Genomic DNA, 25,066 nt, shown 5'->3' with positions numbered 1-25,066 from the left:
TCACTGGAGAAGCCCCCATGGCAAGCCGTCCGTTTCCCGTCAACCCCGTGCTGACCGCCGTCAGCCTGGCCTATGCCAACCCCGACGCCACGCTGATCGGCGGCGAGGTGCTGCCGCTGACGCCCACCGCGCAGGAGTTCAAGTGGCTGAGCTACGACCTGGCGCAGGGCTACACCGTGCCGGACCTGAAGGTGGGCCGCAAGAGCTACCCGACCGAAGTGGAGTTCACCGCGTCCGAGATCATCGATAAGTGCGTGGACTACGCGCTGGACGACTTCATCCCGAACGAGGACCTGGAGGCCGACAACCAGGGCGTCGACCCGCGTGGCTCGGCCACCATGTACCTGACGAATTTGCTGGCGCTGGCGCGCGAGATCCGCGTGGCCAACCTGGTGTTCAACCCGGCCAGCTATGCCGCAGGCCAGAGCGTGACGCTCTCGGGCACCAGCCAGTGGAGCGACAGCGTCAACAGCGATCCGGTGGCCGCCATCAGCGACCTGTTGGACGTGCCCATCTACCGCCCCAACATCGCCACCTTCGGCCAGCAGACCTGGACCAAGCTGCGCCGCCACCCCAAGATCGTGCAGGCCATCAAGGGCACGTCTCAGGGTGCGGGCATGGTGAGCCGGCAGGAGTTCGCGGAATTCTTCGAGCTGAACGACGTGTTCGTGGGTGCGGGCTTCGTCAACACCGCCAAGAAGGGCCAGGCAATGGCCACCAGCCGGGTCTGGGGCAAGCACGCCAGCTTCGTCTACCGCGACCGCGCTGCCGGCCCGCAAGCCGGTGTGACCTTCGGCATGACGGCTCAGTTCGGCGGCCGCACCAGCGGAAACATGGTCGACCAGAAGCGCGGCTACAACGGCGGCGAAACCATCCGCGTGGGTGAGCGCTGCAAGGAAATCATCACGGCACCGGCGCTGGGCTATTTCGTCCAGAACGCAGTGGCGTAAGGGGCGCGACATGGCAACCAAGAAACCTGCTGTGCCCACCGAGGGCGCCGATACCTCTGCCACCTACCCGGTGCTGAGCGTCTTGCATCACGACGGTGTCGAGTACTCCCCCGGCAAAACCGTGGTGCTCGACGTCGACGTCGCCAGCCCGTTGATGGCGCTGGGCGTCATCGGCGAAGCCCAAGCCTGACCGAGGCCCGCCATGTACGCCACCGCCCAGGACCTGATCGACCGCTTCGGCAGCGAGCGCCTGCGGGAGCTGACCGACATCGAGGCGCCCGCCACCGGCGCCATCCGCGCCAGCGTGCTGATGGCCAAGCTGGCGGATGCTGACGCCGAGATCGACGGCTACCTGGTCGGCCGCTATGCCCTGCCCATGGCCGCCTGGCCGGCGGTGCTGAAGGTGCATGCCTGCAGCATCGCCTGGTACCGGCTGCTGGGCAGCCTGGCCGACGCAGGGGCACGCCAGGACTATGAGGACGCCACGACCTACCTGGTCAAGGTGGCCGAGGGCCGTGTGGTGCTGGTGGCACCTGCTGCCGCTCCCGCTGCGGCAGGTGCCGGGCCGGTGCTGTTCGACGGCGGCAGCAAGGTCTGGGCGCGGGAATCCTCAGCGGCGTCGGGGGACTGGGAATGAGCACCACGGCCTTCACCAGCCTGAGTGCCGCCCTGGTCACTGCGCTGCAGCAGGTGCCGGCACTGGCGGGCGTCAAAGTCACCAGCGGCGCGCGGCGCCAGGCGCTGGGGGATTACATCCGGCGGGTGGATGTGCAGCTGCTGGCCACCCAGGGCCGCCATGACTACGCCGGCCCGGGCGCCCCCACCACCTGGGAGACCACGCTGCAGATCAGCCATCTGGCCGCGCGCGGCCGCAGGCGACACACCCGACGATGACCTGGACGCACTGCTGCTGGCTACGGCCGAGCCGCTGCTCGCCTTCTGGCCGCCCGGTCTGGGCGTGATCGCCGTCGACCTGGCGCCCAAGCTGAACTGGGGCCGTCATTGACGGCCACACCGCCGTTTGCCATTGCGCAGCGCACCTTGCGCCTGACCCACAGCACGGCAGGCAACGGACTCCAGAGCTGAGGCCACACGCTGGCCTGTACTGCAACCTACTTTCACACCCCTGCAAAGGATGCCGCCATGGCTACCCGCAAGACCACAGCCTCGGCCGCCGACGTCGACGTCGCCGCAGTGCCCATCCGCATCCCCCCGCAGCTCGGCCCGACCGGCGCGCCGCTCGAGCTCGACCCGCCCTGCGGCGGCTCCTGGCGGCGTGACGCCGACGGCGGCCTGAGCCCGGCTGATGAGTCCACCGCCCGGGCCGCCGGCCTGGCGTGGGCCACCGAACCCACCCCGGAGTAAGCCATGCCTGGACGCAGTTTCCGCAACGTCGTCTTGCTCGCCAAGATCGAAACCCACCGCCGGCACCGACGCCGCACCGACCAACACCACCGACGCGGTGCTGCTGTTCGCCACCAACCTCAAGATCAGCGGTCACCCAGCTGTTTGCCGAGCGCGACGTGCTGCGCGGCTACTACGGCGCGCCCGACAAGCTGCCCTACACCCGGCGCGGCAAGGTGGATGTGAGTGTCGACCTGGCTGGCAGCGGCGCACTCGGCACTGCGCCCGCCTGGGGCGATCTGCTGCTGGCCTGCGCCATGAGCGAGACGGTGGCCGCAGGCGCCTCGGTCACGTACCTGCCTGCCAGCACCGGCCTCAAGTCCCTCACGCTGTGGGCCTATGTGGACGGCCTGGTCATCAAGCTGCTCTACGGCGGCGGCAGCGTCAAGGCGGCGCTGAAGCCTGGTGCTGCGCCCACGCTGGATTTCAGCTTCACCGCACTGGTCAGCGACCCAGCCGCCGCCACGTTGCCCACGCCCACGCTGACCGCGTGGAAGCGCTCGGTGGCGGTTGGCCCTGAAACCACATCGGCCATCCGCATCGGCGCGGTCACGCAGTCGGCCGGCGTGGTCTCGGGCGGCACGGCCTACAACTTCAGCGACTTCAGTTTCGACCTGGGCAACGACGTGCAAGACCTGGTGCTGGTCAGCCAGGAGAGCATCGGCGTCTATGGTCGCGCGCCGAAGGCCAGCGTCACGCTCGACCTGACTGCCGCCAACGACGTGGCCATGTTCAGCGCCATGAAGGCCGGCACAGCGATGGCGCTCGGCCTGACGCACGGCGTCACCGCTGGCGAGCGCGTCACGGTCTACGCCCCCAACGGCATCATCACCAACGTCGAGCACGCGCCGCAGGGCAATGTGCTGCTGACCAAGGTCGATTTCGACCTGCTGCCCACCAGCGCCGGCAACGACGAGCTGCGGCTGGTCTGCATCTGAGGGGCCGCGCCATGAGCAACAACGCCTTCACCCCAGACCCTACCCTGGCCGCGCTCACTGCCGCGCCGCACCTGTTCTACCTGCAAGACGGCAGCACGCTGGAGATCCGCCCGCTCAAGGTGCGCCAGATCCAGCCGTTTGCGCGGGCGGTGTCCGCCGTGCTGCCTGCGGTGCAGGTGGTGGGTGGCAAGCTCGATCTGCTGCCACTGGTGACCGAGCATGGCAACGACCTGGCGCAAGCCGTGGCCGTGGCCGTCGAGCGCCCGCTGGACTGGGTGGGCGCGCTGGACGCAGACACCTTCGTGCGCCTGGCCGGCGCCGTCGTGGAGGTGAACGCGGATTTTTTCGTCCGGCGGCTGATGCCAGCCGTGACGCAGCAGACCCAGGCACTGACCGCCCTGATGACGACGCTGGCTGGTTCGGCCTAGCCGCCTTCCTGGTCAGCGCCGGCCACCGCCATGCCGACGTCATGGACTACACCGAGGCCCAGGCGCTGGGCTACGTCCGGGCGCATCGGCGGCTGCAGGCACGCCAGCTGGTGGACCGCATGGATGCGCAGCGCGCTGCGGCACATGCTGAATTGGACGACTACCGCGACATCCGCGCCGAGCTGCTCGACGTCGACGGCACTCAGCGCCTGCGCGACAGCACTCAACACCGGCAAGCCTCACTGGATGCGTTCGGCATTTCTCCTGAGGCGGCTGCGGCCTGGTGGGCGCAGGCGGAGCCGGGCCGCACCCCTTGAGACCTGCTTGAACCCTGAGACACCCCGGCCATGACCCAGCCCGTATCGATCAAGATCGCTCTTGAAGGCGCAGCCGCCATGAGCGCACAGCTCGGCCGCGTGCTGACTGATGCGCAGAAGACGTTCGGCGGCATCTCCGACGCGGGCAAGTCCATTGCGGGCGGCATGGCCGCAGCCGACAAGTCGATTGACGCGCTGACGGCCCGCATCGACCGCAGCAACGCCGCGTTCGAACGCTTGCGCAACAGCGGCAAGCTGACCGCTGAGCAACTCGCCAAGGTCGAGGCGCTGCGGGATGCCCGTATCGAGCCGCTGCAGGCGGCCCGCGCTCAGGCCCAAGCCCAGCGGGCCGATTTGGGCGTGGCCGGCGCGCGTGAGGCGCTCAACCTCCGGCCATTCGCCGACACCGAGGCAGAAATCGCCAAGCTGCGCCAGGCCTACGCCACGCTGGCCGCCTCCGGCAAGCTCAGTGCGGCTGAACTGGCGCAGGCGTATGAGGCGCAGCAGGCCGCCGTGGCGCGCCTGACGGCCACGATGCACACGGTGGGGCCGGCAACAGCCAGCGCGCAGGCCGGCGCAAGGCAGGCAGAGCAGGCCATCGGGCAAATCGGCAGGGCTGGCCAGATCAGCGCGGGCCAGACCAAGGCGGCCATGAGTCAGCTGCCGGCGCAGTTCACCGACATCGTGACCTCACTGCAGGGCGGCCAAAGCCCGCTCACGGTGCTGATTCAGCAGGGTGGGCAGATCAAGGACAGCTTCGGCGGCATCGGCCCGACGCTGCGCGCACTCGGCTCTGTGATCGGCCCGGCGCTCACCAACCCGATCACCCTGGTCACAGCCGCCGTGGTCGCGCTCGTTGCTGGCTTCCTGGCGGGCCAGTCCGAGTCCGCTGCGCTGCGCAACAGCTTGACGCTGACGGGCGGCGCGGCGGGCGTGACGCTCGGTCAGATCGATGCCCTGTCGCGCAGCGTGGCCGCATCCACCGGCGTGACCATCGGCAGCGCCCGCGACATCACCGCCGCACTGGTCGCGCAAGGCAACCTGAGCGGCCCGGCGCTCGACAGCACTGCCCGAGCCGTGGCGCAGGTGGCGCGCGTGTCAGGGCAATCGGCTGATGAGATCGTCAAGGGTTTCAGCAGCATGTCCGGCGGCGTCGCCGCCTGGGCCGCCAAGACTAACCAGGCGTACAACTTCCTGACGCCAGCCACCTACGCGCAAATCCGCGCATTGGAAGCGCAGGGCAAGACCGCCGATGCCGTCAAGCTCGCCAGCGATGCACTGGCCGACAGCATGGCCACGCGCCAGACGGTGCAGCTCGGCTACCTGGAGGGCGCCTACAAGGCGACGACCCGCGCAGCGGGCGACTTCTGGGACATGCTCAAGGGCATTGGGCGTGACAACACCACCGAAGAGAGCGTGGCTGCGCTGACTGGTGCGCTGGCAAAGATGGATGCCGAGATCACCGCGCGCGGCCTGGGCGGCAAAGACAACCGCTTCACGAAAGAGCGCGCCAACACCGCCGCACGCCTTGCGGCGCTGCAGCAGCAGCAAAAAGACGAACAAGCCGCCGCCGCCGAGAAGGCCAAGACCGACGCCGACAACCAGCGCGCCATCGAAGACCAGAGCGCCGCGCACCAGGGCGCGCTCGCCAGTGTCGGCCGGGCAGGCGCCGCGCAGCGCCTGGCGCAACTGACCAGCATCTACGACCAGCAGCAGGCCGTGGTCGACCAGGCGCAGCAGCGCGGCATGATCAGTGACCTGGAGGCGTTCGCCGCCAAGAAGCAGATCGATACCGCCCGGCTCGACGCCGAAGAGGCCCATCTGGGCCGGCTCGCCGCGATCCAGTCGAAGGCCAAGCCCGGCACCCGCGACGAGACGCTCGCCCAACAGGCCGCACTGCTGCAGATCGAAGCACAGCGCACCGCGCTGGCCGGCAAGCGGGCGATCCTGTCACGCTCAGAACTGGATGTAGAGCCCAGCATCAAGGGCGGCAACCTGTTTTCCGAAGACACCAGCGCCGTCGACCTGGCGCGCGGTGCGGCCGTCAACCAGCAGATTCAGGACAACCGGACGATGGGCCTCACGCTCATCAAAGACGCCGAAGCGCAGGCCCGCGCGCAACTCGCCATCGAGGTCGAAGCCCTTGAAAAGCGCCTGGAACTCAGCGCCCTGAATGGTGAGGCCCGCAAGAACGCCGAGGCGCAGGTTACCGAGTTCATCCGCATCCGCAATGAGCAGCTGGCCGACCAGCTCAAGCCCGCCTGGCAGCGGCTCACCGAAGGCTGGCAGGACACCACCAAGGTCATGCGCGACAGCGCGGACCGACTGGGCAGCAGCATCGTGCAGTCGGGCGAGGACGCCTTCATCAACTTCGCCAAGACCGGCAAGCTGCAGGTCAAAGGGCTGGTGGACACCATCATCAGCGAGTTCGCACGGGTCCAGTATCAGAAGCTGCTCGGGCAGGCCAGCGCAGCCGGCGAGGGGGACGTGATCGGCGGGCTGATCAAGCTGGGCGCGGCCTACTTCGGCGGCGTCCAGGTCAGCGGCCCCGGCGGCGCGATGGGTGGCGACGTGATGGGCGGCGCCAGCAACTTCGGCGCGAGCGGCGTGCTGGGCGCTGGCCGCGCCAACGGCGGCCTCATCAATGGCCCCGGCACCGGCACCAGTGACGACATCCCCGCCATGTTGTCCAACGGCGAGTACGTGATCCGCGCTGCTGCCGTCAAGAAGCTGGGCGCCGGCCTGCTCGACCGCCTCAACCACGCCGACCGCGTGCCGGCGTTTGCCAGCGGCGGACTGGTGGGCAGCAGCGGCCCGCGCATGCTGGCCGCAGACGCCGTGCCGGGCCGCGCAGGCGGCGCATCCATCACCCAGAACATCACCGTGCAAGGCGGCGCCACCGCGCAAGACGTGCAAGCCGCCATGCGCCAGGCCAAAGCCGAAGCACTGGCTGCCTTCGCCGATGGCCGCCGCCGGGGAGCTTTCGCATGACCACCTATTCGTGGCCCACCAGCGGCACGGCCTTCCGGGCCGCGTCGATGAGCTGGGGCCAGAGCCACAACGGGCGCGCCGCATCCAGCAGCCTCAACGGTGCCATCCAGACCACCAGCCTGCCCGGCGCGCGCTGGGGGCTGACGGTCAACTTCCCGCAGCAGAGCTATGCCGAGCGAGCGCAGGTCGAGGCGTTCTTCACTCGCCTGAGTGGCATGGAGCACCGCGCCAGCATCTACGACCTGAGCCGGCCGCAGCGGCGCGGCACCTGTGCGCTGACCGGCGTGACAGCCTCGGCCGCCGCGCAGTTCGCCATGGGGCTGACGCTCAACGGCTGCGGCGCCAGCACCACACTGCTGGCCGGTGACTGGCTGTCCGTGCCTACGGCCAACGGCGCGCAGCTGCTGCAGGCGGTGGTCGATGCCGCGGCCAACGGCAGCGGCGTCATGACCATCGAGACCCGGCCAAGTCTGCGCGGCGCGGTCGCGGCCGGCGCCGCGGTCACGCTCGACAAACCGTCTGCGCTGTTCATCCAGCCGGAGCCGAAACTAGACATTCCGCGCGGAGGCTCAAACATCTGCCCGCCTTGGTCGGTCACGCTCATGGAGGTGTTCTCGTGACGCGCGCCCTGTCCACCGGATTTACCACGGCAATCGCCGCCTCGCACGTCAACATTTTTCCGCTGATCGAAATCGGCTTCGCTTCGGGCACGACTTACCTGTGCGGCCTCGACTACACGGTCGTCTACGGCGGCAACACCTACAGCCCGGCGCTCGGGCTGATGAGCTTGCAGCCCATGGACGAAACCGAGTCGACCGCTCAGGGCCTGAGCCTGACGATTGGCGGCGTGCTGTCCAGCAGCATCAGCCTGGCACTGTCCGAAAACCCGCAGGGTCGCCCGATCACCGTGCGTCTCGCCGTGGTCGACAGCAGTGGCGCGCTGCAGGTCGACGCCAACGTCTGGTCCGGCACGATGGACATGCTCACGGTTGAGGACCGGCCCGATGGCGCCGTTGTGACCCTGACGGCCGAGCACATGCGCGCCCTCTGGGACCGCGCCCGCCCCCTGCGCTACACCGACGCCGCCCAGCAGGCGCTGTACCCCGGCGACAAGTGCTGCGAGTTCGTGGCATCCCTGGCCGAGGCGCAGATCGTCTGGCCCGGCAAAGCGTTTTTCAAGGCCTGACACATGAGCATTTGGGGTGATATTCGGACAGGCCTGCGGATTGTCGGCGCGGCTGTTGCCGTTGCAACTGGGCAATTCCAGATCGCTGCAGCGCTGCTCAGTTACGAGGCCAGCAGCCAAGCGGCCCGCAGCGCACGCAACAAGGCCCGCAGCAAGTACAACGAATCGCTCAAAGACCGCTTCCAGATGATCAAGAGCGCCACCGCTGTGCGCTCGATCATCTACGGCCGCGCACGGGTGTCCGGGCCGATCCTGTTCGCGCACTCCTCGGGCGACAAGCAGCAGTTCCTGCACCTGGTCGTTGCGCTCTCCGGGCATGAGAGCGACGGCATCGAGAGCGTTTATCTCAACGACACCGTGCTGCCGGCCGAAGGGACTGACGGCTTCGTCCGCTCGGGCGATTTCTTCGCCGGCCGCAGCGACAGCCGCAGCGCGTCAACGCCGTCCGGCAGCGTCTGGCCTCCCACCAGTGCCAAGACCATCGCCCTGGCGCTGGGCGCCAATGAAACGCTGGGCCGCATCGTCAGCGTCGGCGTGCTCTACAACGTGCGCAGCGGCTCACGGGCGCAGGCGGTCAACTACACCGTCAGCGGCAACACCATCACCATCCCCACCGGCCAAACCGCGCTGGCTGAATCCGGCGGCAGCGGTGGGGCGCAACCCACCACCATCGTCTGCACTTATGAGGCCGCCACCGGCACGCCCCTGGTGCGGGTGCGCAAGTGGCTGGGTGGCACGGTGGGGCAACCCTTCCCGGAACTGGTGACCGAGTCCGGCGGCAAGTGGAGCGCCGGCAGCCACCTGTTGCGCGGCATTACCGCGCTGTACGTGCGCCTTGAATTCAACCAGGACGTGTTCGGGCAGACCGGCCTGCCCAACATCAGCGCCGTGGTGCGCGGGCGCCGCGTGCTCGACACCCGCACCGGCCTGAGCGTCTGGACCGACAACGCCGCGCTCTGCCTGCGCGACTACCTCGCCACCTACCGCGACGCCACGGCGGCCCAGCTGCCTGCCGCCGAGATCAGCGCGGCCGCCGATGTGTGCGACCAGGCGGTGACCGTCACCACAACGCCGCTCATCACCAGTGAGACCCGCTACACCTGCAACGGCGTGCTCGGCACCGACGCCACGCCCGGCGTGCACCTGGACATGCTGACCGAGGCCATGGCCGGCGGCTGCGTCTGGACGCAAGGCCGCTGGCTGATCCGGGCCGGCGCCCACCGGGCCGCGACGCTCACCATCACCGAGTCCATGCTGGGCGATGCGCCCCCCGTGATCCGCCCGTTCGCGCCGCGCACGGAGCTGATCAACCGCGTCACCGCCCGCTACAGCGAGCCGTCAAAGGGGTACACCGAGGTTGAGGCCCCGCCCGTAGCCAGCAGCACCGCACTCGCTGCCGATGGGCTGGACCTGCCGCTTGACGTGCAATACGAGCTGGTGCAGGGCAGCATCCGCGTCCAGCGCCTGGCGCGCATTGAGCTGCTGCAGCGCCGCAACGCGCTCACCGTGCAACTCAGTTGCAGCCTCAAGGCCTACGACCTGTCGCCGTCCGACACCGTGGCGCTCACGCTCGGGCGCTACGGCTGGTCGGGCAAGCTCTTCACTGTGTTGAGCCGCAGCCTGGACCCGCAGACGATGCAAGTCGGCCTGGTGCTGCAGGAAACCGCCAGCGCGATCTGGGACTGGGTGCCGGGCGACGCCACGGTGGTGGATTTCACCGCCAACACCACGCTGCCCAGCCCGTTCGCCGTGCCGTCGGTGTTGACGGGGCTGAGCGCCAGCAGCAGCGGCCAGCAGGCGGCAGACGGCTCGGTCATCAACCGCATCAACCTCACGTGGGCGGCCAGCAGCAGCGCCTACGTCAGCGATGGCGGCGGCACGGTCGAGATCGACTACCGACGCCTGGATGCGAGTGGCGCCACCCTCGACTGGTCCACGGCCGCCCCCGTCGCCGGCAGCAGCACATCCGCCACCCTGGCGCCCGTGGTCAACGGCGCGCTCTACGAGGTGCGCGTGCGCCCCCGCTCATCGGTGGGCAAGGCCGGTGCGTGGGCCTACGTGCTGCACACGGTCGAGGGCACCGACGTGGCGGGACAGTTCAGCGCCGTCCAGGTCTGGGATTTCACCGGCTCAGCCAACGGCTTTGAGGCCACCAGCCAAGTCACGTTCACGCCTGACACCAACGCGCTGATCGTTGCCGCGACAGGCAACGACCCTTACTTCGCCAGCCCTGTCATCGCCCTGGACGGCGCCCGTTACGACAAGGTGCGCGCCCGCATCAAGCGCTTGAGCGGCACGGGCTGGCAGGGAGCCCTGTACTACCAGACCGCCGGCCACGGCTGGAGCGAGTTCGCTGCCAAGTACATCGCTGACGCCACCACAGCCGCCAGTGGCTACGTGGTGCTGGAATGGGACATGGCCGCGCTCACGGCCGGCGGCGCCGACTGGACCAGCAACGCCATCACCCGCCTGCGCTTCGACCTGGGCACTACGGCGGCGGATCAGTTCGCCATCGACTGGATCGCTGTCGGGCGGTACGGGCCGGCGAACTACGTGTTCGACACCTCACAACTGGTCGACGGCGCGGGCCTGGGAACCACTGCGGCGTGGAGTGGGGTGGGTGGGCGACCGGCAGACGCGCAGATTTACAACTCCGAGCTGGTGCCCAGCATCCAGAGCGCGGCCATCGGCGACAACCTGTTCGTGGGCAATCTGGCCAACATTACCGGCTCGCTGTCGGGTGGGGTCATCGCTTCGACCGGGTTCGCTGACCCGCGCGGCGGATCGACTGGCGTGGTTGTGAGGTTGCCCGTCGCGCCGAGCTACGTTTACTACCACGTGTTCGACCAGGCGGGACGCGCGCCCGGCTGGTACAACGTGTCGCTCAAGCTCTACGTCGTCGCCGGCATGGGTATTGTGGTTTCCGCGACCGACGGCAGTTCGTGGAATGCGTCGGAATACAAGATCGCATCCACCACATCGACCGCTCCGGTCTGGGTGACGTGCGTAGTCCGGGTCTACGTTGGCGCCAACGGTGCCGGACTGGATGTCGTGATTGGCTCGTACCACAAGGGCACGCCGGTCTCATCGTCGCCGTCGTTCACCGAGGTGGCCGTCGCGGACCTGTACGTCTATGCGGATCGGTATGAGGGGGACATCAACGCCACGAACGGCGCCACCTTCGGCGTCAACATCAGCGGCCAGGCCCAGACTGGGGATATTGCTGTCAGCGCGATCTCGGATACGTTTCAGGTTGACGATGCGGGGCCGTTCACGCCGACCAACATATCTGCCGGCACCATCAATGACACGGTGACCAATTTCACCGTACTGGCCTCTATCAACTACACGGCCACGGCAGATTGCACCTTGGTGGCAACCGCCAGCGCCGTTTTCTCTTGGGTTTACCTGACCTCATCGACCGGCTCGGGCGTGCACTTCGACTATTTGCGCAGCAGCGCAACGCCCAGCGTGCTGGGTCGCTTTCGAGTTCAAACCGTTCTTACGCCGGAGACGCCGGGCGGGCAGGGCAAGGGCATATCGAAAGAGACGCACTCGCAAAAATTTGCCTTGCTTGCCGGTCAGTCAACTTCGATTGAGTTTCGGACAAACAAATTGAGTGACCCCGACCGAGCCCTCAGCGTCACCGATGCGTCCCTAAAAGTTCAGGTGTTAAAGCGATGATTTACTCATTTTGTGATGCATCAGGGCTGTTCGTCGGACGCACCTACTCCGGGCCTACCGATCATCTCGACGCCAACACGCCCACAGGCTGCACAGCAGTCCCTGGCGCACACGACCGCAACTGCCGTCGCCTAGACCTCGAAACTGGCGAAGTCGTGCCCTACATCCCGCAGCCACCTGCAGACGACGATCTGCAGACCTGGGTGTGGGATGCAACAGCCGAGCGCTGGCTACCTGTGCCAACCCTCGCTGCACATCGCGCCGCAGCATGGGAGCGCATCAAGGCCGCCCGTGACACCGTCGAGTTCGCCCCCTTCGACTACGCTGGCAACACCTACGAGGGCGGCACCACGGCCCAGCGCCGGCTCGGCCCGCTGATCAGCATCAGCAAGAGCGCCATCGCCGCCGGCCTGCCGTTCAGTTACCCGTGGAAGAGCATCGACAACAGGATGGTCGAGCTGACTGCCCAGGACTTCGTCGCCATGGAGATGGCCAAGGTCCAACAGTTCGGCAATGCCTTCATTCGCGCCGAGGCGCTACGCATTCAGATCGACGCGGCAACCACAGCTCAAGAGCTTGACCAGATCACTTGGCCCCAATCGGCCAGCCCTCTCGGCTGACCCACTTTCACTGAGCGCAATTTGCTTGCGGTAGCTGCAAGGTGCGACTACCCGCATTTATCTCACTCAGTGGCCGCGTTTTTCGCGCGGGGCATCAGGTTCTTTCTCCCTGAATGTCCATTCCAAACGACAGCGGCCTGCCCGATGACGGGGCAGGCCGCTCAGCGCTTTGGCTCAGGGCTTTGTGGTGCGGGTGGGGTCAGGCCGCCGGCGGCACGTAGCCGGTGGGCTGGTCGGCGCCGCTGCCGAAGAAGTAGTTCTCCATCTGGCGGGCCAGATATTGGCGCGCGCGGGCATCCGCCAGGTTCAGGCGGTTTTCATTCACGAGCATGGTCTGGTGCTTGAGCCATTGCTGCCAGGCTTCCTTGCTGACTTGCTCATAAATGCGCTTGCCGAGTTCGCCGGGATAGGGCGCAAAGTCGAGGCCATCGCCTTCTTTCTTGAGCAGGATGCATTGAACGGTACGTGCCATGGTTTAACTCCGGATGAAGGGTGATTGATGTTGCGAAGACAGGCGCCGTGGCCGCAAAAGCCGGCGTGGCGTCAGGTCAGTTTCTTGACCAAGACCTGCGAGCGCCGATCCCAGTTGTATTTGCGTTTGCGGGCTTCGGGCAGCCAGTCCGGGTCGACCGGCTGGAAACCCCGCTTGATGAACCAGTGCATGGTGCGGGTGGTGAGCACGAAAATGCTCTCGAATCCCTGCGCCCGCGCACGTTGTTCGATGCGCTTGAGGATGCGCTCGCCGTCGCCCTGGCTTTGCACCTGCGGCGAGATGGTCAGCGCGGCCATTTCGGCGGTGCGCGCCTCGGGGTAAGGGTAGAGCGCGGCGCAGCCGAATATGACGCCGTCGTGCTCGATCACGGTGTAGAAACCGACGTCGCGCTCGATTTCCGTGCGGCTGCGTTTGACCAGCGTGCCGTCGCGCTCGAAAGGCTCGATCACCTGCAGAATGCCGCCCACATCGTCGGCGGTGGCTTCGCGCAGGCTTTCGAGTTTTTCGTCGACCACCATGGTGCCGATGCCGTCGTGGGTAAATACCTCCATCAGCAGCGAGCCGTCCACCGCAAAAGGCAGGATATGGGAGCGTTCCACCCCGCCTTCACAGGCCTTGACGCAATGCTGCAGATAAAAGGCGGTGTCGGTCGGCTGGGTGGGCTGCGGCAATTGCGCCAGCATGCGGCGGGCGTCGGCCAGCGCGAGTTCGGTATCGATCGGGCTTTCCGCGTCGTCCAGCTGTTCGCGGATGCCGGGGACTTCGGTCAGGAACAGCAGCTTGTCGGCCTGCAGCGCAATCGCGGTGCTGGTGGCGACGTCTTCCATGCTCAGGTTGAAAGCCTCGCCCGTGGGCGAGAAGCCGAACGGCGACAGCAGCACCAGTGCGCCGATGTCGATGGCGCGCCGGATCGTCGCGCCGTCCACCCGCCGCACCACGCCGCTGTGCATGAAGTCCACGCCGTCGACGATGCCCACCGGCCGCGCGGTCAGGAAGTTGCCCGACACCACCCGCACCGTGGCGTTGGCCATCGGCGTGTTCGGCAGGCCCTGGGAGAAGGCGGCTTCGATCTCGAAGCGCAGCTGGCCGGCGGCCTCCTGCGCGCAGTCGAGCGCCACCGCGTCGGTGATGCGCTTGCCGTGGCTGAAGCGCGACGGGTGGCCCTTGGCGCTCAGCTGGTCGTTGACCTGTGGCCGGAAGCCATGCACCAGCACCAGCTTGATGCCCATGGCGTGCAGGATCGACAGATCCTGCGCGAACGCATTGAGCTTGCCCGCGGCGATCAGCTCGCCGGCCATGCCGATCACGAAGGTCTTGCCCCGGTAGGCGTGGATGTAAGGCGCCACTGCACGGAACAGCGGCACAAAGGTGTGAGGAAAGACGAGGCTCATGGGCGCGGGGTAGCAAAGCAGCCCCGGTCAGGCCAGGGCGTCGCGATTGTGCCGCAGCCCTTTTGATTGACGCTTGCGGAGCTCATGGGCACGATGGAACTCCCTCACAACCCGAAGGAGACCGACATGGATGCGATGAAGACCCACGGCGCTTTCAGCTGGTGCGAGCTGATGACACCCAACCCCAAGGGCGCCGCCAACTTCTATCACCAGCTGTTCGACTGGACGCTGGTGCCCATGCCGATGCCCCACATGGCCGACGGCATCTATCAGGTCATCAAGGTGGGCAACGAGCCGGTCGGCGGCATCATGCAGTTGCCCGCAGGCGCCGATGCACCGCCGCCGCACTGGGGCTGCTACATCACGGTGGACAACGTCGACGAGGTGGTGGGGGAATGCCTGGCGCTGGGCGGCCAGCGGGTCTTCGGCCCGCACGAAGTGCCTGATGTGGGCCGGCTGGCGGTACTGCGCGATCCGCAGGGCGCCTTCTTCAATGTCATGGAATACGACGAGCGTGAAGGCGGCCAGGGCGCTTGACCCCCTCGCAGCGGGGTGGCGTGGATAATCGCGGCCCCGTGCAGAACACCCCGTCCAGCCCCCCCTCACGCCCCGCAGCGGCCCGTCAACCCCAGCCTGAACGCCGCGCTGACCGTGGCCCTTCAAGGCGCCCGGCCAACCCGATCCCGCCGATCGAGTTCCCCGAAGGCCTGCCCGTCAGCGCCCGGCGCGACGAGATCGCGCAGGCCATGCGTGATCACCAGGTCGTGATCGTCTGCGGCGAGACCGGCTCGGGCAAGACCACCCAGCTGCCCAAGATCGCGCTGCAGCTCGGGCGCGGCCCCGGTGCCGGCGGCCATGGCCTGATCGGCCACACCCAGCCGCGCCGCATTGCCGCCAGCTCGGTGGCCAAGCGCATTGCCGATGAGCTGAAGAGCCCGCTGGGCGAGGTGGTCGGCTACAAGGTGCGTTTCCAGGACCGCTTCCAGCCCGGCGCCAGCGTCAAGCTGATGACCGACGGCATCCTGCTGGCCGAGACGCAGACCGATCCGCTGCTCAAGGCCTACGACACGCTCATCATCGACGAGGCGCACGAGCGCAGCCTCAACATCGACTTCCTGCTCGGCTACCTGCGCCAGATCCTGCCGCGCCGGCCGGACCTGAAGATCGTCGTCACCTCGGCCACCATCGACGCCGACCGCTTCGCCCAGCACTTCGCCGGCGCCAAGGGCCCGGCGCCGGTGATCATGGTCAGCGGCCGGACCTTCCCGGTCGAGCAGCGCTGGCGGCCGTTCGAGGAGGCGCGCGACTACGACCTCAACAGCGCGATTGCCGACGCGGTCGACGAGCTGTGGACCGGCATGAACGGCGGCGACATCCTGATCTTCCTGCCCGGAGAGCGCGAGATCCGCGAGGCGGCCGACCATCTGCGCAAGCACCTCAGCCACCAGCCGCTGCACCGCAACGCCAACATCCTGCCGCTGTTCGCGCGCCTGTCGCAGCAGGAGCAGGACGCCGTTTTCGAGACCGGCGGTGGCAAGCGCATCGTGCTGGCCACCAACGTGGCCGAGACCTCGCTGACCGTGCCGGGCATCCGCTACGTCATCGACGTGGGCACCGCGCGCGTCAAGCGCTACAGCTTCCGCAACAAGGTCGAGCAGCTGCTGGTCGAGCCGATCAGCCAGGCCGCAGCCAACCAGCGCGCCGGCCGCTGCGGGCGGGTGGCCAATGGCATCTGCATCCGGCTCTATGCCGAGCAGGAATTCGCCGCCCGGCCGCGTTTCACCGATCCGGAGATCCTGCGCAGCTCGCTGGCCGGCGTGATCCTGCGCATGAAGGCGCTGCACCTGGGGCTGGTGGAAGACTTCCCCTTCCTGGAGGCGCCGCCGCGCAAGGCCATCACCGACGGCTACGCGCTGCTGAGCGAGCTGGGCGCGGTCGACGACCTCAACGAGCTGACGCCGATCGGCCGCGAGCTGTCCAAACTGCCGCTCGACCCGCGCGTGGGCCGCATGATCCTGGAAGCGCGCACGCGCGAATCGCTCAACGAGGTGCTGATCATCGCCAGCGCCCTGAGCGTGCAGGACGTGCGCGACCGCCCGCTCGAAGCCCAGCAGGCGGCGGACGAGAAGCACAAGAAGTTCGACGACGAGAAGTCGGAATTCATGGGTTACCTGAAGCTGTGGAAGTGGATCGAGGAAGGGCGCGGGCATGCTGAGCCTTCATCTGCCACTGCCACCCCAGCCGCCGCCCACAAGCTCAGCAACCGCCAGCAGGAACAGCGCCTGCGCGAGAGCTTCGTCAGCCCGCGCCGGGTGCGCGAGTGGCGCGACATCTACAGCCAGCTGCACACCGTGGTGGCCGAGCAGGGCTGGCGCCTCAACGGCAAGCCCGCCACCTATGAGCAGGTCCATCTGGCGATGCTGGCCGGCCTGCTGGGCAACCTCGGCCTCAAGTCCGAGGACGACGAGTGGTATCTCGGCGCCCGCGGCATCAAGTTCTGGCGCCATCCCGGCGCGCACCTGAGCAAGAAACCCGGCCGCTGGCTGGTGGCGGCCGAGCTGGTCGAGACCACCCGGCTGTTCGGGCGCGGCCTGGCGGCGATCGAGCCGCAGTGGCTGCCCGGCATCGCCGGCCACCTGCTGAAAACCCAGCTGCTGGAGCCGCACTGGGAGAAGAAGGCCGCCGAGGTCATCGCGCTGGAGCGCGCCACGTTGTACGGCATCGTGGTCTACGCCAATCGGCGCGTGAACTACGGGCTGGTGGATGCCAAGGCCGCGCGCGCCATCTTCATCCGCGAGGCGCTGGTCAACGGCGAGTGGGACAGCAAGCTGCCCTTCATCGCCCACAACCAGAAGATGATTCGCCAGGTCGAGGAGCTGGAGCACAAGTCGCGCCGGCAGGACGTGCTGGTCGACGACGAGCTGATCTACGCCTACTACGACTCGCACCTGCCGGCCGACGTGGTCAGCGGCGCGAGCTTCGAGCGCTGGTACCGCGAAGCCAGCCGCGCCACCGCCCACCCGGACAGCAAGGGCGGCGCGCGCCTGCTGTTCCTGAGCCGCGACGAGCTGATGCGCCACGAGGCCGCCGGCATCACCAGCGACGCCTTCCCGCGCACTGTGCGGCTGGGCGGCGTCGACTGCGCCGCGACCTATCTGCACGACCCGACCGACGCCAAGGACGGCGTCACCGTCACCGTGCCGATCTACGTGCTCAACCAGATCCACGACGACCGCTGCGACTGGCTGGTGCCCGGCATGCTCGAAGCCAAGGTGCTGGCGCTGTGCAAGACGCTGCACCAGCGCCCGCGCTCGCGCCTGGTGCCGCTGCCGGGCTACGCGGCCGAGTTCTGCGAGCTGGCGCCGTTCGCGCAGGGCAACCTGCTCGACGTGCTGCTCAAGGCGGTGCGCGAGCACACCCAGATTGCCGTGCAGCGCAACGACTTCAAGGTCGAGCAGCTGAGCGCGCACCTGTTCATGAACTTCCGCATCGTCGACGAGCACGGCCGCCAGCTCGGCATGGGCCGCAACCTGGCCACGCTGAAAGCCGAGCTGGGCGGACAGGCGCGCTCGGCGTTCCAGGCGCTGGCGGCGCTGAAAGTCGCAACGACGGTGGCAACCACGGCGGCACCTGCTGCTGTATCTGCACCCGCCGCCAAGCCGTCCGCCTCAGGTCGCACGACCACGCCGACCGCCGCAGCCGTGCCGGACACGCCCGCTGCGGCCTACACCGCCTGGACCTTCGGCGAGTTGCCCGAGCTGATGGAAATCCGCAAGGCCGGCCAGACGCTGATCGGCTTTCCGGCGCTGATCGACCGCGGCACGCACGTCGAGATCGAGGTCTTCGATGAGCCCGGCGCCGCCGCCGCCAAGCACCGCGCCGGCCTGCGCCGGCTGGTGGCGCTGCAGATCAAGGAGCCGCTCAAGTACCTTGAGAAGAACATCCCGGACCTGCTGAAGATGGCGGTGACCTACATGCCGCTGGGCACGGCCGAGGAGTTGCGGGCGCAGATCATCGACGTTGCGCTTGACCGCGCCTTTCTGGCCGAGCCGCTGCCCACCGACGCGGCCAGCTTCGAGCGCCGCATCAGCGAAGGCCGCGCCCGCCTCAACCTGATCGCGCAGGAAGTGGCGCGCAGCGCCGGCGTGGTGCTGATCGACTACGCCGCCGCGCTGCGCAAGTTGAAAGACAGCCGCGCCAACAAGGAAACCGCCGACGACATCACCGCGCAGCTGCAGCGCCTGGTGCCCAAGCGCTTCGTGGTGCAGACGCCGTGGGCGGCGCTGCAGCACCTGCCGCGCTACCTCAAGGGCATCACGCTGCGGCTGGACAAGTGGCGCGTGGATGCCGCGCGCGACGCCGCCAAGCTGGCCGAGCTGCGCCCGCTGGAGCAGCGCTACCTGCGCCGGCTGGCCGATCTGAAAGGCACGACCGATGCGCGGCTGGACGAATACCGCTGGCTGCTGGAGGAGTTGCGCGTGAGCTTCTTCGCGCAGGAGCTGCGCACGCCGCAGCCGGTCAGCGTCAAGCGGCTCGACAAGCTCTGGGCGCAGATGACGGGCTGACGGGAGCGATCTGAGGAGAGGCGAGGGCTTGCGCGCCTCAGCCCTCAGAACAGCTCGATGCGCGGCCCGCTGCCGACCGACTCATCCAGTTGCAGCGTGGCCGTGGCCATCACGGCTGCCGGCACGCCGGACGGGCTGCGGCGGCCCATGGTTTCGTCATGCGCCAGGCGCTGCTCGTGCATGACGTAGTTGCTGCTCCAGCGCGCCATCAGGTCGCGCAGCTGCTGCGGTGGCGGTGGTGCGTTGTGCCCCACCACGGCGTAGAGCGCCGAGGCGTGCGCGGACAGGCTGTCGAGCGCCACTTCCACCTGCTCCAGCAGCTGGCGGTTGATGTCCTGGAACTGCATGTGGCCCAGCGCGGCGACGATGTCGCTGGAGACCGTGTCCATGCCCACCTGCATGTCCTTGGACAGGTTGCTCAGATAGGGCACGACCTGGGCGAGCTTGTCGATCATCTGCACCACGGTCTGCGTCAGCTCGGCGAGCTTTTCAGCGCCTTGTTCGGTGTCGATGCGGTTGGCGGTCACCAGCTCGGTGTCGATGCTTTGCGCCACCGTCAAGATGCCTTGCGAGATCTGGCGGGCGGCCTCGTCGGTCTGGGCGGAGAGGCGGCGCACTTCGGCGGCCACCACCTTGAAGCCGGCGCCTTCCGGCCCGGCGCGGGCGGCCTCGATCGCGGCGTTGATGGCCAGCAGATTGGTCTGGCGAGAGATGTCCGAGATCAGCGCGGCCAGCGGCGTCAGCTGGCGCACCTGGTCCGCCACGGCGCCGATGCGCTGCTGGTTCTCCTGGCGTGCCTGCAGGAACTCGGCCTGCGTGCGCTCCAGCGTTTCCAGCGCCGCGCTGTTGCGGCTGGCGGTCGGTCAGCGAGTCGGCGGACAGATCCTGCGAGTGACTCACCGCGTTCACCACCTCCTGGTGCAGCGAGTGGCTGAGCTGGTGGACGTTGTCGAGTCGCCCGACCACGTCGAGCACCGCGGTCTCCGAGCTCTTGATCGTCACGCTCACCTGCTTGCGCAGGATGGTGAAGCACTGCTCCAGCATCGCCAGTTCCTGCGTCAGCAGCTGCGGCACATCTTCATGCTGCACGCGCTTGCCAAAGCGCACTTCCATGGCCGCCAGCGCGAACAGCATGCCGGCCAGCGTGCCCCAGGCCGCGTGGGCCGACCAGCTGAGCGGGTCCAGCCCGTGCATGCCCCACGACACCGCAGCGCCGCAGGCGAGCACCAGCGCGCGATGCGTCAGGCGGTTGAGCCGGATTTTTCGCCGGTAGCGCGCCTCGATGGCATGGCTCTCGGCCACGCGGTCGGTGGCCAGGTCGGCAGGTGTTTCAGGGTCTTGCATGAAAGCTCTTTCTGCTCAGGCGCCCGGCAGGACTTGCTTGATGACCTTGACCAGATCGGCGCCGCCCACCGGCTTGACCAGCCAGCCGGTGGCGCCGAGCTTCTTGGCCTCGTCGCGCTTGCCCTGCTGGCTTTCGGTGGTGAGCGCCAGGATGGGCGTGAAGCGCAGCAGCTGGCGGGCGTTCCTGATCAGCTCCAGCCCGTCCATGTTGGGCATGTTGATGTCCGTGATGATCAGGTCGGGCTTGAAGCCCCCCTTGAGCTTGGCCAGCGCCTGGCTGCCGTCCGACGCGGTCTCGACCTTGAAGCCCGAGATCTGCAGGCTGCTCTTGAGGCTCATGAGCATGGTGGCCGAGTCATCGACGATAAAGACGGTTTTCATGGTTTTCCTTGGGAGAAATTCAGCAGAGATTCAGGTGATTCGGGGACTTCAGCGCGCCCACCGCAGCAATTGGTCGGCCACCTGGTGGCAGGGCAGCACGACGCTGGCGCCGCCGCGCTCGATCAGCTCCATCGGCATGCCGAAGACCACGGCGGTGTCCTTGGATTCGGCAATCGTCCTGCCGCCGCGCTGGTGCAGCGTGGTCATGGCCTTGGCGCCGTCATAGCCCATGCCGGTGAGCTGCACGCCGACGATGCGGTCCGGCGGCAGCACGGCCATGGCGCTCTCGACCATCACGTCGACGCTCGGGTGCCAGAGGTGTTCGGGCGATTCGGGCTTGAGCGTGACCACCAGGCGCCCGAGGCGCTCGACGATCACCACATCGTGGCCGCCCCGGCCCACGTAGACGTGGCCGCGCTCCAGCGGCATGGCCTGCGAGACCTCGCGCACCGTCAGCGGGCACTGCTGGTTGAGCCGCTCGGCAAACGTGCCGGTGAAGTTGGCTGGCATGTGCTGCGCCACCACCACCGGCCACGGGAAATCGGCCGGCAGCACCGGCAGGATGTCTTCGAGCGTGCGCGGCCCGCCGGTGGACACGCCGATCAGCACGACCTTGGTGATGTCGCCCGCGCGCGTCAGCCCGGCCGACGGCATGCCGGCTGGGCGCGCACTGCTGGCGGCCACGGCGCCGAACGTGCGCGGCGCGGACGGCGGCGGTGGCGTGATGCGGGGTTTGGCCACCGGCGCGGGCGCAGCGGCACCTGCCACGCGCACCGGCCGCATGCGGGCGCGCTGGGCGGCGCGCACCTTGTCGAGCAGCTGGGTCTCGATGGCGTCGATCGACAGCGAGATCGTGCCGCCCGGCTTGGCGATGAAGTCGACCGCGCCGAGCGCGAGCGCCTCCAGCGTGGCGAGCGCGCCTTTCTCGGTCAGCGACGACACCATGATCACCGGCGTGGGCCGCGTCGCCATGATGAGCGACAGCGCGGTCAGCCCGTCCATCTCGGGCATGTTGATGTCGAGCGTCACCACGTCGGGCTGCCAGGAGACCAGCGTCTCGACCGCCTCGCGGCCGTTGCGTGCGCTCATGACCTGGTGGCCGGCGTTGTTCAGCAGTTGGGTCAGCAGACGGCGCATCAGCGCGGAGTCGTCCACCACCATGACCTTGCAAGAACCCATGAACCCCTCGGAAGATGAAAGCGGTCAGATACAACCGGTGACATTCACGTCATCGGCTGGTGTGAATACAACTTGAGTGCTGAATTGACGCTGGATGAATTCAGCGTCAATTCAGCGCGAATTCGGCCCGGGCGCCTGGGCAGGCGTCAGCCCCAGGGCACCCGCCAGCCACGGGTCGGTCGGCGCGGCCGCCGCGCTGGCCAGCGCCGGGCGCAATGCCATCAGCACCTGCAGCGCGGCGGCGTGCATGTGCTCGCACTTGGCCAGATGCACCTTGGGGTGCGGCTGTGCCAGCAGCCAGTGCTGCAGGGTCTCGGCGTCTTCGGCGGTGACCTGGCCTTCGAGCGCGGCGTAGGTCTTGAGGTATCGGATGCCCATCAGATCAGCTCCTTGGGGTTGAGCACCATCAGCACGCTGCCGTCGCCCATCAGCGCGGTGCCGGCAAAGCCGGTCAGGCCGGCGAGCACGCCTTCGAGCGGTTTCAGGATGATGTCGCTGGCGCCGTGGAAGTCGTCGACCATCAGGCCGACGTTCTCTCCCAGCAGTCGCACCACCAGCACGGCGTATTCGCCGTCGTCGTTCAGGCGCGGGCCTTCGGTCAGCGACAGCAGCTGGTTGAGCGGGCGCAGCGGCACGATGCGGTTGCGCAGCACGGTGGTGGCGGCCTGCTTGAAGCGGTGGATGTCGTCGCCGTGCACGCGCACGGTCTCGACGATCATGTCCATCGGCACGCCGAAGCGGCGCCCGGCGGTCTCGATGATCATGACGTTGGTGACCGCCATCGACAGCGGCAGCGACAGCCGGATGGTCGCGCCCTGGCCGGCCACGCTGCTGAGGCTGACCTGGCCGTTGATGCGCTCCACCGCCGAGCGCACCACGTCCATGCCCACGCCCCGGCCCGACAGGTCGGAGATGGTGTCGTTGGTCGAGAAGCCGGGCAGGAAGATCAGCTGCACCGCGTCCTGCTCGCTCAGCGTGCTGGCCTTGTCGGCGGGAATCAGGCCGCGCTCGACCGCCTTGGCGCGCACGCGGTCGGTGTTGATGCCGGCGCCGTCGTCGGTGATCTCGATGATGACGCGGTCGGATTCCTGTTGCGCGCGGATGCGGATGGTGCCCTGCACCGGCTTGCCGGCGGCGCGGCGCGCCTCGGGCGACTCGATGCCGTGGTCGAGGCTGTTGCGCACGATGTGGATCAGCGGGTCGGCCAGGGCTTCGATGACGTTCTTGTCGGCCTCGGTCTCTTCGCCTTCGAGCACCAACTGCACGTCCTTGCCGAGCTTGCGCGAGATGTCGCGCACCAGCCGCGAGAAGCGCTGGAACACCACGCCCACGGGCATCATGCGCACCTGCATGACGGCGTGCTGCATGTCCTCGGCAATGCGGTTGATGACGGCGTACTGCGCCTTGATCTCGCGCGAGAGTTCCCGCTGGCCGAACACCTGTTCGGCGCGGGTGGCCAGGTAGGGCAGGGCGTTCTTGGCCACCACCATCTCGCCGATCAGGTCCATCAGGCGGTCGATCTTTTCCTGCGTGACCTTGAGCACCTTGCCGTGGCGCTCGGGCGAGTTGTCGTCGCCGCGCTTGGCGGTGTCGCCCGCCGGGTGCGCCTGCGCGGTTTGCTCGGGCGTTTGCGCTTCGAGCGCGCCTTGCGGGCCGTGCTGCTGCATGAAGTTCAGCAGCAGCGCCACGCTGGCGTCGGCCGGCAGCGCATCCAGCACCTGCAGGCTGGCCGGTTGCGTGCAAACCTGCAGCAGCGACTGCAGCGCCACGCGCACGGCGGCCAGCGCGCCGGCCGGCAGTTGCGGCCGCTGCAGCATGGCGTGCTGATCGTTCCAGAGCGCCTGGGCGCGCTGGCGGATCAGGTCGACCATCGACGCACGGGCCGGCGCGGGCGGCTGCGGCACGGCCAGCTCAGGCCCGGCCGATGTCGCCGGGGCAGATGCGGCCGGCGCAGCGCGCTCGGCCGCTTCGCCCAGGTCCCACAGCTCGACCTGTTCAGGCACGTAGCGGAAGTGCTCTTCCACATAGGCCTTGGGCGCGCTGCTGAGCATCACCAGATCGAGGTTGCAGCGGTAGCAGTCCAGGTCGCTGCCGGCCGGCCAGGCCTCCAGCGGCTGCACGACCAGGTCGAGCAGGCCGGGCGTCAGCTGCGCCATGCGCCAGGGGTCTTCGCCCTTGAAGAAGCATTCCGGCTCGGGCGTGTAGCGCACCGCCACGGCGTCCGGGCGCTGGGCCAGCAGGGCCGCAGGCAAGCGGGCGAGCCAGGCGGGCGCGGCGATCACGGGCGCGATCACCGGTGCAGTGGCCTGGGCTGCGGCGGCCTGTGGTGCGGACGGCGTGACACCCACGCCATGCATCGGCTCCAGATGCTCGCGCAGCGCCTGGGCCAGGGCTTGCGAGCGTCCGTCGGCGGCAGGGTCGATGTGGCCGCTGGCGTCGATCTGGTCGACCAGTTCGGCGGTGAAGTCCATCGCGTCGAGCAGCACGTCAGCCATGTCGTTGCTGTAGGGCAGGGTCTGGCTGCGCACGCGGTCGAGCAGGTCTTCACCGGCGTGCACCACGCGCTCCAGCGCCTTGAACTCGAACAGCCCGCAGTTGCCCTTGAGCGTGTGGACCAGGCGGAACAGGTCGTTGAGCAGCGCGGTGTCGGTCGGGCTGCGCTCGACCTCCAGCAGCCGCTGGCCGATCTGCTCGAGGCACTCGCGCGCCTCGACCACAAACTGGTCGAGCAGTTCAGTCGAATTCATTCACGGGCCCCTTTGGCAGTTTGGGTGAGCGCCTGCGTGGCGGCTTTGGCAGCGGCGGCGGTGTCGCCCAGCAGCAGCGCGGCGGTCAGCACCAGCTCGGCCGGGCGCGCCGGCTTGATGAGGTAGGTGTTGGCGCCGGCCTCGTAGGCGGCGGTGGCGTCCTTGGTCTGCGATTCGGTCGAGACCATCATCACCGGCGCCTGCCGCACCTGGTTCAGCTGGCGCAGTTCGCGCACGAAGCTGTAGCCGTCCATCTTGGGCATGTTGATGTCGCAGACGTAGAGGTCAAACGGCGTCTCCAGCGGCTGGCGGGCGACTTTCTCCAGCGCCTCGATGCCGTTGATGGCCTCGTCGACCTGCCAGCCCGCGTCGCTCAGGATCTTGCGGTGGTACATGCGAACGGTGGCCGCGTCGTCGATGATCAGAATGTGTTTGGGTTGATTCATGG

At 68.0% G+C, this 25,066-nt stretch carries 23 protein-coding genes; 15 read left to right on the top strand and 8 right to left on the bottom strand.

Features of this window, described 5'->3' with window-relative positions:
- Positions 1-17 precede the first annotated feature (17 nt).
- The 13 genes from AC5IG3_RS15805 to AC5IG3_RS15745 all read left to right on the top strand — a co-directional run bounded on the left by AC5IG3_RS15805 (position 18) and on the right by AC5IG3_RS15745 (position 12,518).
- Positions 18-950, top strand: coding sequence for a major capsid protein (locus AC5IG3_RS15805; protein ID WP_491907249.1), 933 nt, complete (start codon positions 18-20; stop codon positions 948-950).
- Between the two features lie 10 nt (positions 951-960).
- Positions 961-1,140, top strand: coding sequence for a hypothetical protein (locus AC5IG3_RS15800; protein ID WP_491907248.1), 180 nt, complete (start codon positions 961-963; stop codon positions 1,138-1,140).
- 12 nt (positions 1,141-1,152) lie between these two features.
- A complete protein-coding gene (locus AC5IG3_RS15795) occupies positions 1,153-1,587 on the top strand; it encodes a gp436 family protein (RefSeq protein ID WP_491907247.1) in 435 nt (144 codons plus the stop codon).
- The gene (locus AC5IG3_RS15790) at positions 1,584-1,844 is read left to right on the top strand and encodes a hypothetical protein (protein WP_491907246.1); all 261 of its coding nucleotides are present in this window, start codon (positions 1,584-1,586) and stop codon (positions 1,842-1,844) included. The genes AC5IG3_RS15795 and AC5IG3_RS15790 overlap by 4 nt, the downstream gene beginning before the upstream one ends.
- A gap of 249 nt (positions 1,845-2,093) precedes the next feature.
- Complete coding sequence (locus tag AC5IG3_RS15785) at positions 2,094-2,315, top strand: hypothetical protein (RefSeq protein WP_491907245.1); 222 nt, start codon at positions 2,094-2,096, stop codon at positions 2,313-2,315.
- The gene (locus AC5IG3_RS15780; RefSeq protein ID WP_491907244.1) at positions 2,288-3,292 is read left to right on the top strand and encodes a phage tail tube protein; all 1,005 of its coding nucleotides are present in this window, start codon (positions 2,288-2,290) and stop codon (positions 3,290-3,292) included. The genes AC5IG3_RS15785 and AC5IG3_RS15780 overlap by 28 nt, the downstream gene beginning before the upstream one ends.
- A gap of 11 nt (positions 3,293-3,303) precedes the next feature.
- Positions 3,304-3,720, top strand: coding sequence for a DUF6631 family protein (locus AC5IG3_RS15775; protein WP_491907243.1), 417 nt, complete (start codon positions 3,304-3,306; stop codon positions 3,718-3,720).
- Between the two features lie 41 nt (positions 3,721-3,761).
- Positions 3,762-4,037 (top strand): hypothetical protein, encoded by a 276-nt coding sequence (locus AC5IG3_RS15770; RefSeq protein ID WP_491907242.1) that lies wholly within the window; start codon positions 3,762-3,764, stop codon positions 4,035-4,037.
- Between the two features lie 30 nt (positions 4,038-4,067).
- Positions 4,068-7,028: a phage tail tape measure protein gene (locus tag AC5IG3_RS15765; protein ID WP_491907241.1), complete on the top strand. Its 2,961-nt coding sequence runs from the start codon at positions 4,068-4,070 to the stop codon at positions 7,026-7,028.
- A complete protein-coding gene (locus AC5IG3_RS15760; RefSeq protein WP_491907240.1) occupies positions 7,025-7,648 on the top strand; it encodes a hypothetical protein in 624 nt (207 codons plus the stop codon). The genes AC5IG3_RS15765 and AC5IG3_RS15760 overlap by 4 nt, the downstream gene beginning before the upstream one ends.
- Positions 7,645-8,214: a hypothetical protein gene (locus AC5IG3_RS15755; protein ID WP_491907239.1), complete on the top strand. Its 570-nt coding sequence runs from the start codon at positions 7,645-7,647 to the stop codon at positions 8,212-8,214. Before AC5IG3_RS15760 ends, AC5IG3_RS15755 begins: the two co-directional genes overlap by 4 nt.
- A 3-nt stretch (positions 8,215-8,217) precedes the next feature.
- Positions 8,218-11,898, top strand: a complete 3,681-nt coding sequence (locus tag AC5IG3_RS15750) for a phage tail protein (protein WP_491907238.1) — start codon at positions 8,218-8,220, stop codon at positions 11,896-11,898.
- Positions 11,895-12,518 (top strand): DUF4376 domain-containing protein, encoded by a 624-nt coding sequence (locus AC5IG3_RS15745; protein ID WP_491907237.1) that lies wholly within the window; start codon positions 11,895-11,897, stop codon positions 12,516-12,518. The genes AC5IG3_RS15750 and AC5IG3_RS15745 overlap by 4 nt, the downstream gene beginning before the upstream one ends.
- A gap of 199 nt (positions 12,519-12,717) precedes the next feature.
- On the opposite strand, the gene AC5IG3_RS15740 is transcribed toward AC5IG3_RS15745, so the two are convergent.
- Together AC5IG3_RS15740 and argA are read right to left on the bottom strand one after the other, a co-directional pair.
- Positions 12,718-12,990, bottom strand: coding sequence for an oxidative damage protection protein (locus AC5IG3_RS15740; RefSeq protein WP_491907236.1), 273 nt, complete (start codon positions 12,988-12,990; stop codon positions 12,718-12,720).
- Positions 12,991-13,061: 71 nt separating this feature from the next.
- Positions 13,062-14,402: an amino-acid N-acetyltransferase gene (argA, locus tag AC5IG3_RS15735; RefSeq protein WP_491907235.1), complete on the bottom strand. Its 1,341-nt coding sequence runs from the start codon at positions 14,400-14,402 to the stop codon at positions 13,062-13,064.
- Positions 14,403-14,528: 126 nt separating this feature from the next.
- Between argA and AC5IG3_RS15730 the strand changes: the two genes are divergently transcribed.
- Together AC5IG3_RS15730 and hrpA are read left to right on the top strand one after the other, a co-directional pair.
- The gene (locus AC5IG3_RS15730; protein WP_491907234.1) at positions 14,529-14,939 is read left to right on the top strand and encodes a VOC family protein; all 411 of its coding nucleotides are present in this window, start codon (positions 14,529-14,531) and stop codon (positions 14,937-14,939) included.
- 38 nt (positions 14,940-14,977) lie between these two features.
- Positions 14,978-18,967: an ATP-dependent RNA helicase HrpA gene (gene hrpA / locus AC5IG3_RS15725; RefSeq protein ID WP_491907233.1), complete on the top strand. Its 3,990-nt coding sequence runs from the start codon at positions 14,978-14,980 to the stop codon at positions 18,965-18,967.
- Positions 18,968-19,011: 44 nt separating this feature from the next.
- Here hrpA and AC5IG3_RS15720 read toward each other — a convergent pair whose 3' ends face one another.
- From AC5IG3_RS15720 to AC5IG3_RS15695, 6 genes are all read right to left on the bottom strand, one after another.
- Positions 19,012-19,770: a methyl-accepting chemotaxis protein gene (locus AC5IG3_RS15720; RefSeq protein WP_491907589.1), complete on the bottom strand. Its 759-nt coding sequence runs from the start codon at positions 19,768-19,770 to the stop codon at positions 19,012-19,014.
- A gap of 556 nt (positions 19,771-20,326) precedes the next feature.
- A complete protein-coding gene (locus tag AC5IG3_RS15715; RefSeq protein WP_491907232.1) occupies positions 20,327-20,692 on the bottom strand; it encodes a response regulator in 366 nt (121 codons plus the stop codon).
- Between the two features lie 48 nt (positions 20,693-20,740).
- Positions 20,741-21,871, bottom strand: a complete 1,131-nt coding sequence (gene cheB, locus AC5IG3_RS15710) for a chemotaxis-specific protein-glutamate methyltransferase CheB (protein WP_491907231.1) — start codon at positions 21,869-21,871, stop codon at positions 20,741-20,743.
- 111 nt (positions 21,872-21,982) lie between these two features.
- On the bottom strand, positions 21,983-22,249 hold the full coding sequence (locus tag AC5IG3_RS15705; protein WP_491907230.1) for a hypothetical protein: 267 nt from the start codon (positions 22,247-22,249) through the stop codon (positions 21,983-21,985).
- On the bottom strand, positions 22,249-24,618 hold the full coding sequence (locus AC5IG3_RS15700) for a chemotaxis protein CheA (protein ID WP_491907229.1): 2,370 nt from the start codon (positions 24,616-24,618) through the stop codon (positions 22,249-22,251). Before AC5IG3_RS15700 ends, AC5IG3_RS15705 begins: the two co-directional genes overlap by 1 nt.
- Entirely contained in the window at positions 24,615-25,064 is a 450-nt protein-coding gene (locus AC5IG3_RS15695; RefSeq protein WP_491907228.1) for a response regulator, read from the bottom strand. The genes AC5IG3_RS15700 and AC5IG3_RS15695 overlap by 4 nt, the downstream gene beginning before the upstream one ends.
- Between the last annotated feature and the right edge of the window lie 2 nt (positions 25,065-25,066).

It is taken from the genome of Leptothrix sp. (in: b-proteobacteria), from assembly GCF_965250675.1.
In the GTDB taxonomy this organism is placed as follows: domain Bacteria; phylum Pseudomonadota; class Gammaproteobacteria; order Burkholderiales; family Burkholderiaceae_C; genus Sphaerotilus.
The sequence above is the reverse complement of the archived record's forward strand: the minus strand, read 5'-3'. Positions and strand labels throughout refer to the sequence as shown.